Annotated in this window: 11 protein-coding genes; 5 read left to right on the plus strand and 6 right to left on the minus strand. The window is 70.6% G+C overall.

Annotated elements, in window-relative coordinates; all coding sequences use genetic code 11:
- Window positions 1-107: 107 nt before the first annotated feature.
- A complete protein-coding gene (locus tag CQ047_RS18335) occupies window positions 108-566 on the minus strand; it encodes a MarR family winged helix-turn-helix transcriptional regulator (RefSeq protein WP_105677469.1) in 459 nt (152 codons plus the stop codon).
- Window positions 566-1225 carry a GTP cyclohydrolase II gene (gene ribA, locus CQ047_RS18340; RefSeq protein WP_105677470.1) on the minus strand — a complete coding sequence of 220 codons (660 nt, stop codon included), beginning with the start codon at window positions 1223-1225 and terminating at the stop codon, window positions 566-568. Before ribA ends, CQ047_RS18335 begins: the two co-directional genes overlap by 1 nt.
- A 102-nt stretch (window positions 1226-1327) precedes the next feature.
- Here ribA and CQ047_RS18345 point away from each other — a divergent pair, with 102 nt between their 5' ends.
- The gene (locus CQ047_RS18345) at window positions 1328-1618 is read left to right on the plus strand and encodes a hypothetical protein (RefSeq protein WP_105677471.1); all 291 of its coding nucleotides are present in this window, start codon (window positions 1328-1330) and stop codon (window positions 1616-1618) included.
- Between the two features lie 90 nt (window positions 1619-1708).
- On the opposite strand, the gene CQ047_RS18350 is transcribed toward CQ047_RS18345, so the two are convergent.
- Window positions 1709-2596: a DMT family transporter gene (locus tag CQ047_RS18350; protein ID WP_223585573.1), complete on the minus strand. Its 888-nt coding sequence runs from the start codon at window positions 2594-2596 to the stop codon at window positions 1709-1711.
- Window positions 2597-2862: 266 nt separating this feature from the next.
- Between CQ047_RS18350 and CQ047_RS18355 the strand changes: the two genes are divergently transcribed.
- A complete protein-coding gene (locus CQ047_RS18355) occupies window positions 2863-3699 on the plus strand; it encodes a sulfurtransferase (RefSeq protein ID WP_105677473.1) in 837 nt (278 codons plus the stop codon).
- Here the strand turns inward: CQ047_RS18355 and CQ047_RS18360 are convergent.
- Complete coding sequence (locus CQ047_RS18360; RefSeq protein ID WP_105677474.1) at window positions 3687-4610, minus strand: hypothetical protein; 924 nt, start codon at window positions 4608-4610, stop codon at window positions 3687-3689. The two genes, CQ047_RS18355 and CQ047_RS18360, sit on opposite strands and share 13 nt — an antisense overlap.
- A gap of 297 nt (window positions 4611-4907) precedes the next feature.
- On the opposite strand from CQ047_RS18360, the gene CQ047_RS18365 reads away from it, so the two are divergent.
- The 3 genes from CQ047_RS18365 to CQ047_RS18375 are packed head-to-tail and all read left to right on the plus strand — an operon-like array spanning window position 4908 to window position 7394.
- On the plus strand, window positions 4908-5558 hold the full coding sequence (locus CQ047_RS18365; RefSeq protein WP_105677475.1) for an acyl-CoA synthetase: 651 nt from the start codon (window positions 4908-4910) through the stop codon (window positions 5556-5558).
- Complete coding sequence (locus CQ047_RS18370; RefSeq protein WP_105677477.1) at window positions 5555-5908, plus strand: hypothetical protein; 354 nt, start codon at window positions 5555-5557, stop codon at window positions 5906-5908. The genes CQ047_RS18365 and CQ047_RS18370 overlap by 4 nt, the downstream gene beginning before the upstream one ends.
- Window positions 5909-5963: 55 nt before the next feature.
- On the plus strand, window positions 5964-7394 hold the full coding sequence (locus tag CQ047_RS18375) for an MFS transporter (protein ID WP_181156010.1): 1431 nt from the start codon (window positions 5964-5966) through the stop codon (window positions 7392-7394).
- An 81-nt stretch (window positions 7395-7475) separates the two neighbouring features.
- Here the strand turns inward: CQ047_RS18375 and CQ047_RS18380 are convergent, their stop codons facing one another.
- Window positions 7476-7817 (minus strand): hypothetical protein, encoded by a 342-nt coding sequence (locus CQ047_RS18380; RefSeq protein ID WP_105677478.1) that lies wholly within the window; start codon window positions 7815-7817, stop codon window positions 7476-7478.
- Between the two features lie 5 nt (window positions 7818-7822).
- Window positions 7823-9180: adenylosuccinate lyase (gene purB, locus CQ047_RS18385; RefSeq protein WP_258132742.1), on the minus strand; the 1358-nt coding region annotated here is incomplete at its 5' end.

The raw sequence follows: 9180 nt of genomic DNA on the forward strand, positions 1-9180 counted from the left end.
ACGAGGCCGAGACCGCGCACCTGTTCGACCTCGCTCGCTCCGCCAACGCCGGCCCCGTTCCGCGCTCGCCCCGCACCTCCCGAAGCACGACCCCCGAGGCTCGCGCGCTACAGGGCGTCGGTGATCCCGGGCAGGAGCTTCGAGAGGATGCCGCCCAGCTGATCGCGCTCCTGCGTGGTCAGCGGATCGAGCACCAGCTCGCGGATCTGCGCCACGTGCACCGGGGCCGCCGAGCGCAGCAGTTCGCGCCCGGCATCCGTGAGCGCTGCCGTGAGGGTGCGCTTGTCGCTGCTGCAGCTCGTGCGCGTCACCCACCCCCGCTCCTCGAGCGAGTCGATGGCGTGACTGAGGCGTGAGCGGCTGAGTCCGGCGATGTGCGCGAGCTCGGTCATCGGGATCGCCCTGTCGGCCTGACCGGCGAGGGTGATGAGGATCGCGTAGTGCGCGTGGTTGAGTCCGGTCTCGGCCTTCAACGCCCGGTCGAGCACCTGTGGCAGCAGCTGCACGAAGCGGATGGTCGGCAGCCAGGTCGCCATCTCGGCGTCGTCGAGCCGCCGCTCGCTCATCAGGCGGCCGACAGGTCGAGCGTGTGCGAGGTGTGGTCGCGCTTCGCCTGCAGGTACCGCGTGTTCGCCTCCGACAGGTGGACGCCGGTCGGGATGCGCTCGGCGACGCGGATGCCGAGCTCTTCGAGCTGCACCGCCTTGTCGGGGTTGTTGCTGAGCAGGCGGATGCCGTCGACGCCCACGGCGCGCAGCATCTGCGCGGCGACGGTGTAGTCGCGTTCGTCCTCGCCGTGACCGAGGGCCACGTTCGCCTCGTAGGTGTCGAGTCCCGCGTCCTGCAGCGCGTAGGCGTCGAGCTTGGCGTAGAGGCCGATGCCGCGACCCTCCTGGCGCAGGTACAGCAGGAAGCCGCCCTCGTCGGAGATCCGCTCGACCGCTTCGCGCAGCTGCGGACCGCAGTCGCAGCGCTCCGAGCCGAACACGTCGCCCGTGAGGCACTCGCTGTGCGGGCGCACGAGGGGTGCGTCGCCGCCCTCGGCCGCGCGCTCCATCGCTCCGCGCCAGTCACCGAGTCCCAGCAGCAGGTGCTCGCGTCCGTCGACGAGACCGTCGAAGGTGACCACGTCTGCGGTGGTGGAGAACCCGTCGGCGAAGCGCATCGGCACGCGCACACGGGTCCGCTCTGTGGCGATCGGAACGACGGTTGAAGTTTCAATCATGTCTGGTGCAACGCGGACGCCCCGTCTCTATTCCCGGCATCTCCCGGTCACGATCGGGTTGCGGAGTCGCGGCGTTCTCAGCGTGTGGCGTAGAAAGGGAGGATGACGAAGGGGGCGAAGAGGGCGCTGTGGATCGTCCTCGGCTGTCTTCTCCTGACCACCGTGCTGTTCGCCCCCGTGTTCGGGGCTGGCATGTGCGTGGACGCTCAGGACTCCGCGAACTCGTACTGCCGCGAGTGGCAGACCTCGCTCATCGGGCTCGAGACCACGCCGTGGATGTGGCTGGCCCTGAGCGCTGCGGCCGTCGTCGTCGCGCTTCTCGTCGTGCGTCCGTTCCGCGCGAACGACTCGACGCCCCCGGAGAGCCCGCTCCCCGGCGTCGACCTCACGTGACGTCGACGAGTGCACGGCATCCTCGCGTCGACAACTCGTGCACTCGCCGAGTCCGCGTGACGTCGACGGCGACCGCGGGGGACAGAAGAGTCAGGGCTGTCTGCGGCGGCGGATGAGCTTGAGCTCGCTGGCGAGGATGCCCAGCACGACGAGTCCGCCGCCGATCAGCGCGGTGACGGGCAGACGCTCGCCGGCGATGCGTCCGACGACGGCCGCCCAGACCGGCTCCCCGGCGTAGATGATCGTGGCGCGGGTCGGCGACACCGACTTCTGCGCCCAGTTCATGGTGAGCTGGATCAGGCAGCTCGCGGCTCCCAGACCGATGGCCGCCCCCACCCACACCCACGAGAACGCGGGAACGCCCTCGCCGACGACCGGCATGGTGAGGATGCCGAGCACCCCGGCCGTGAGCAGCTGCACGATCGTGACCCTGCCGAGGTCGACGCGGGTCGCGAAGAAGCTGATGAGGATGATCTCCGCCGCGATCGGCAGCGTGCTGATCATCGTGGCGAACTCGCCGGGGCCGAGCGTGAACGTGAGGGCGTCCGGCCCCGCGATCAGGAGCAGGCCGACGAACGCGAGACCCGCCCCGACGAACGCCATCACGGGCGGACGCCTGCGGAACACCGCCCACTGCGCGAACGGCACCAAGGGCACGTACATCGCCGTGATGAACGCCGACGTGCTGGAGTCGATGGTCTGCAGTCCCACCGTCTGCAGGCCGTAGCCGAGGTGGATCATCACGCCGATCGCGGCGCCCGCCCCGATGTCGCGCCAGCGGATGCCGCGCAGCGACCTCCGGAAGATCACCACGCTGATGAGACCGGCCACGAGGAACCGGATGCCGACGAAGAACCACGGCCCCGAGTGCTCCATGGCCCAGTGCACGAGCAGGAACGTGCTGCCCCAGACCGCGGTGATCGCGACGAGGGCGACCTCCTGAGGGCGGAGACGCATCCAGCGGAGACGAGCGGGCATTCGGTGCCTTTCTCGATCTGCCTCCCCGAGCCTATCGCCGCCGCGGCGTCCGTCACCGGCATCCCCCTTTCGCGTTCACAGCGTTCGGACGGCGGGCGAATTGTCGGCGGGGAGGCCGGTGTGCCGGCGGGATTCTCCGGATGCTGCCGACACACCGCCGACCGCGCCGACAGGATGACCCCGTCCGCGGTCGGATGCCGCCGCGGCCCATGACGGAATGCGACCGGATCGGCGAGCCGAGGGTCGCCGGCGGGTAGCCTCGCCCCATGAGCAACTTCGTGACCGCCGCCGAACTCAACGACCTGCTGACCACGGGCGCGCCGGTGCGCGTGATCGACGTGCGCTGGCGGCTCGACCGTCCGGACGGACGCGGCGAGTACCTGGAGGGGCACGTCCCCGGTGCGGTGTACGTGCCGCTCGATCAGGAGCTCGCGACGCACGGGGAGCCGTCAGAGGGCCGGCATCCGCTCCCGTCCACCGCGACGCTGCAGGCGGCGGCCCGCCGCTGGGGCGTGCGCCCTGGCGACACGGTGGTCGTGTACGACGATGCCAAGGGCATCGCGGCGGCGCGCGCGTGGTGGCTGCTGCGGCAGGGCGGGGTCGATGTGAAGGTGCTCGAGGGCGGCATCCGCTCCTGGAAGGCAGCCGGTCTCGACACGACGACCGACGATGTCGCGCCGGAGCCTGGAGACGTCGTGCTCGCCGAGATCGGGGCGGACACGATCTCCATCGACGAGGCCGCGGCGTTCCCGGCATCCGGAGTCCTGCTCGACGTGCGCGCACCCGAGCGCTACCGCGGCGAGACCGAGCCCCTCGACCCGGTGGCCGGCCACGTGCCCGGCGCCCGCAACCTGCCCACCGTGCTGCACTTCGACGCCGAGGGGCGGATCCTCGATCACGACACCGTGCGGGCGACCTTCGCGTCGGTCGGCGTCACCCCCGGCACGGCCGTCGCCGCGTACTGCGGGTCGGGCGTCACGGCCGCGCACACCGCGCTGATCCTCGACGAGGTCGGCATCCCGGCGAAGGTGTTCCCCGGTTCGTGGAGCCAGTGGTCGAACACCCCCGGCCGCCCCGTGGCGACCGGCGATCAGCCGGGCTGATCCGTCCGCTCCCCGAAGCCCCAGCGCAGCTCCACCGTGCCGGGGCCGAACGCCCTGCGCACCTGATGGATCGACGACCGGCCCTCGAGCGACAGCGGGGCGAGGTGGATGCCGGTCGGCGTCTCGATCTTCTCCTCGATCCAGTCCGGCAGCGCGTCGGGGTGGAATCGCGTCCAGACCATCAGCTCACGGCACTGTCGGGCGACCGCATGACCCGTCTCGCGCGTGGGCGGATAGTCGTCCGGGTAGGCGATGGACCACTCGATGACCGCGGTGCCGGGGGCGGTGAGAGGGCTCTCCAGCTCGAACAGCGCGCCGTGGACCTCGCCGGTCGGGTGCGAGTACCGCGCCGAGATGCTGCCGCCGGAGACCGCGTCGAGCAGCGGCGCCGGAGTGCTGATCCCGGGGCTCAGCTCGAGGAAGGGGATGGCCGACACCGTGCCGACGGTCGACTGCACCACGCTGCGGGTGATGCAGCGGAAGACGTTCCCGTCGGCGTCGACGTCGGTGACCGAGTGCGTCGTGAGCTCGCGGCTCGTGTCGGGGTAGGGGGTTCCCAGGGCCTCGAAGGTGTCCTTCACCGCCTGTTCGAGCTCCTTCTCGTCGAGGGGGAACTGGTTCGGCCCCAGAGGACCCGTGCGGTTGGTGCCGCCGAGCAGAGCGGTCAGCGCCCCATCGGGGAGATGCAGCAGCTCCTCGATGTCGTGCAGCGCCGCCATCGACTGCACGCCCTCGGGGCGCCGAGCCCCGGACCGCCAGTAGCTGAGGGTCGCCATCGACACCCTGTTGCCGCGGACGCGGAGCTGCTCGTGCAGCCACGCGAGGGTCACGCCTCTGGCGTTGATGCCGTCGCGGAGAGCGGCGGCGACAGCATCCGTCCCGGACGTGCGGAGAACTTTCTTCGAACTCATCACAGGCCCCCTCCGGTATGTGAAGATCTTCGTCCTAGAGTGAGCTTACGACCGCGCACGTGCACCTCAGGGGACGGAGGTGCCGGAGTGGGGTCACTTGGCTGTGTCGCCGCAAGCAGGGTGCCCGACCTTGCACGACCAGCCTGGCGCAGTGATGCCCCCTCGCTGCGTATGTCGTGGGGCCTGGTGATCGATCTGGGGAGATCCACCCGGCCCCACGAACGTCTCCGGGCACGGCCACAGCTCTCCGCGCCCGCGCGTAGACTGGGTGAGACACCTCGGAGGACCCTGCTCGTCATGTCTGCCCCTGCTCGCACGTTCACCGTGCGCCACGTCCAGTTGGTGCGCGCGCTGTTCGCCGCGGCCGCTGCGCTGATGATCACCTTCTCGCCCGACCACTCGGCGGCGGTGGGACTCGCGGTCTTCAGCGGCTTCGCCCTGACCACCGCCCTCGTGCTGGCCCTCTCGGCCTGGCTCGTCTTCCCTGCGGGATCGCGCTGGCCGTACGTGCTGCTCGCGGCCCTCGGGTTCCTGTTCGGCATGGCGGGCGGCGTGCCCGCCTGGCGCACCGACGACCTGTTCTTCGTCATCGTCGTCGCCTGGGGTGTCACCACCGGGGTGGTCGAGCTCATCGCGGGTCTGCGAGCGCGGCGTGCCGGAGAGCCGACCGCACGCGACGCGATCACCGTGGGCGCGTTCGGCATCCTGCTCGGCATCCTGCTGCTGGCGATCCCCGCCGGGTTCACGCAGCCCTACGCGATCAAGGACGCGGGGGAGTTCGTGCTCACCGGCATCATCCTCGGCGTCGGCATGTTCGGCGGGTACGCCGCGATCGTGGCGGTGTTCCTCGGCATCGCGGGTCTCACCCCGAAGCGAGCGGATGCCGTCACCACGGCATCCGATGACGGACTGAGCGCGGCCGAGGCCGCGCGCGGAGGAGAGCGATGAGCGACGAGAAGCCCACCAGACGGGACATCCTGCGCCCCCTCCACCTGCTCGGCATCGCGCTCGGGTGCGGTGTGTTCGCCGCGCTGGTCACGCTGATCTCCACCGGCGCCTTCACGTCGCGCGTCAACACCGCGATCGCCAACGGCACCTATCAGGGGCTCACCCCGATCGCGCTGGGCCTGGTCGTCGGCGGGGGCGCGTTCATCGTGACGCTGCTCGCTCTGGCCATGCTGATCCTCGCGGTCGACCCCGCCGACGTCACGAAGACGGTCGATCGGCCCGTGCTGTACGACCCCGAGACCGAGGGCGACGCCGAGTCCGAGTCGCCGAAGGGCACCGCCTCCTCCTGACCGGCATCTTCTGCCGACTCGGAATAGTCCGGCACCGCGGGGACTTGTGCCTGTAGTGACTGCTTCGATCGACCGCGCCTCCATCGGACTCCGATCGGAACGCGGACCGGTCCTCGCGGCGCTCATGCTCTCGACCGGTCTCATCGCGATCGACGCGACGATCCTCGCCACCGCGGTGCCCAGCATCGTGCGGGATCTCGGCAGCTACCAGCAGTTCCCCTGGCTGTTCTCGGTGTACCTGCTCGCCCAGGCCGTCAGCGTGCCCATCTACTCGCGCTTCGCCGACACCGTCGGGCGCAAGCCGATCATCCTGCTCGGCATCGGGCTCTTCCTCCTCGGCTCGATCCTCTGCGGCTTCGCGTGGAGCATGCCCGCGCTGATCCTGTTCCGCATCATCCAGGGACTCGGCGCCGGCGCGGTCGCCCCGATGTCGATGACGATCGTCGGCGACATCTACACGGTCGCCGAGCGCGCCAAGGTGCAGGGGTACATCGCGTCCGTGTGGGCGATCTCCTCGGTGGTCGGCCCCGCCCTCGGAGGCATCTTCGCCCAGCTGGACGCCTGGCGGTGGATCTTCTGGGTGAACATCCCGCTGTGCCTGATCGCGGGGTGGATGCTGCTGCGCAACTACGAGGAGAAGAAGCAGACCCAGCGCCACCGCATCGACTACGCGGGGGCCGTGCTGCTGACGGTCGGGCTCACCGGTCTCATCCTCGGGATGCTGGAGGGCGGCAACGCGTGGGCGTGGCTCTCCCTGCAGAGCGCGCTGTGCTTCGGCATCGGCGCGCTGGCCCTCGTCGCTTTCGCTCTGGTCGAGCGCCGGGCCGCGGAGCCGATCGTCGACCTGCGGCTCGCCGCACGTCCGCTCATCCTCACGACCACGATCGTCTCGCTCGGCATCGGCGCGCTCATGACCGGCGTCACCAGCTTCGCTCCGGCCTACCTCGAAGGATCGATCGGCATCGCTCCGCTGCTGTCGGGGCTCGCGGTCGCCGCGCTCACGCTCGGCTGGCCGATCTCGGCGGCCAACGCGGGGCGCCTCTATCTGCGCATCGGGTTCCGCCGCACGACGCTCACCGGCATGAGCATCACGACCGCCGCCGCGATCGTGCTCGCCGTCGTGTCGCCGTGGCCCAACCCGTTCTCCGTGGCCGCGATCGCCTTCGTGCTGGGCTTCGGTCTCGGCTGGAGCGCGGCGCCGACGCTGATCGCCGCCCAGGCGTCGGTCGGCTGGGGCGAGAGGGGCGCCGTCACGGGCATGAACGCCTTCGCCCGCTCGGCGGGAAGCGCACTGGGCGTCGCCGTGTTCGGAGCGATCTCCAACTCCGTGATCGCGCAGGGAGCCGGCCCCGACGATCCAGCGACGATCATCTCGGCATCCGTCTGGGTGTTCGTCGGCGCCGCTGTCGTGGCCGCGCTGACCCTGGCCGCTGCGTTCTTCATGCCCCGCGACTCCGTGGAGGAGCACTCCGGCGAGGCGCGCTAGCCCCCTCTCTTCCGCGCCTCAGCGTCGCGTCGACGTCGCGTGAACTCGACGGCGGCGGCAGCGTGACGCAGGGAGAGCGGGTCAGCTGCGGGGGCGCTTCTTGATGTCGTCGAGCATGGCGCGGAGCTCGGCCTCCTGCGCCTTCTCCTGCGCCGACTCCGGGTCGTACGCGCGCAGGCGCACGCTGACCTCGTCGAGCAGGTTGTCCACGGCATCCGCGTCGTAGCCGGTGCCGAAGAACGGCGCGTTCCGGAACTGCGCGAGCACGATCTCGTCCACGCGGAGCGCGGGGCGGAACCCGCGCTCCCCGGCCCTCAGCGCCTCCCCGCACCGCGCGAGGAACGCGTCGACCTCCGCTGCGTCGTACCGACTCCCGGTGCGACGCACAGGCAGCGTCGCCGCCGCGAGCTGTGCGCTGTCCATCCGGGCTACTTCGCCAGCTGCTCGGCGATGCCCGTGTAGGTCGCGGGGGTCAGCGCGAGCAGTCGCTGCTTCGCGGCATCCCCGATCTCCAGCTTCTGCACGAACTCCGCGAGGTCCGCAGCGCCGACGCGGTGGCCGCGGGTGAGCTCCTTGAGCAGCGCGTACGGGTCCTGGATCGTGGAGCGCCCGGCGACGACCTCCGCGCGGATCACGGTCTGGATGGCCTCGGCGAGCACCTCCCAGTTCACGTCGAGGTCGGCGAGCAGCACGTCGCGCGACAGCGAGATCGCGTTCAGGCCGCGGCGCAGGTTGTCGAGCGCGAGCAGCGAGTGCCCGAACGCGACGCCGATGTTGCGCTGCGTCGTGGAGTCGGTGAGGTCGCGCTGCAGGCGGCTCGTGACCAGGGTCTGGCCGAGCGAGGCGAGCAGGGCGCCCGAGATCTCCAGGTTCGCCTCGGCGTTCTCGAAGCGGATCGGGTTGATCTTGTGCGGCATCGTCGAGGAGCCGGTGGCGCCGGCGACGGGGATCTGCGCGAAGTAGCCCAGCGAGATGTAGGTCCAGATGTCGGTGGCGAGGTTGTGCAGGATGCCGCCGGCGTGACGCACGCGGTCGTACAGCTCGACCTGCCAGTCGTGCGACTCGATCTGCGTCGTGAGGATGTTGAAGCCCAGCCCCAGGCCCTCGATGTACTCCCGCGCGATGGTCGGCCAGTCGGCGTCGGGGTCGGCGGCGAGATGCGCCGACCACGTGCCGGTCGCGCCGGAGAACTTGGCGAGGTAGTCGGATGCCGCGATCTGGCCCCGAACGCGCTCCAGGCGCCACGCGAAGACCGCGAGCTCCTTGCCCATGGTCGAGGGGGTCGCCGGCTGTCCGTGCGTACGGGAGAGCATCGCGGCATCCGCGTGCTCGACGGCCAGCTCGCGGAGCTTGGTGATGATCGTGTCGAGAGCGGGCAGCCAGACCTCCTCGACCGCGCGCTTGACGGTGAGCGCGTAGGAGGCGGAGTTGATGTCCTCGCTCGTGCAGGCGAAGTGGGTGAGCTCGGCGATGCGGTCGAGTCCGAGCGTCGAGAGACGGTCGCGCACCAGGTACTCGATGGCCTTCACGTCGTGCTGCGTGACGGCCTCCTTCTCGGCGAGCCAGTCGATCTCGGCCTGGCCGAAGTCGCGGTAGAGGGCGCGCAGGCGCTCCTTGTCGGCATCCGACAGGGGAGACGTCTCGAACAGCGAGCGGTCGGTGAGGGCGATCAGCCACTCCACCTCGACCTCGACCCGTGCGCGGTTCAGGCCCGCCTCGGAGAGGAAGTCGGCGAGACCGGTGACGGCGCCGCGGTAGCGGCCGTCGAGGGGGCTCAGGGGCTGGG

The sequence above is a fragment of the Microbacterium sp. MYb72 genome (genome assembly GCF_002979415.1).
GTDB lineage: Bacteria > Actinomycetota > Actinomycetes > Actinomycetales > Microbacteriaceae > Microbacterium > Microbacterium natoriense.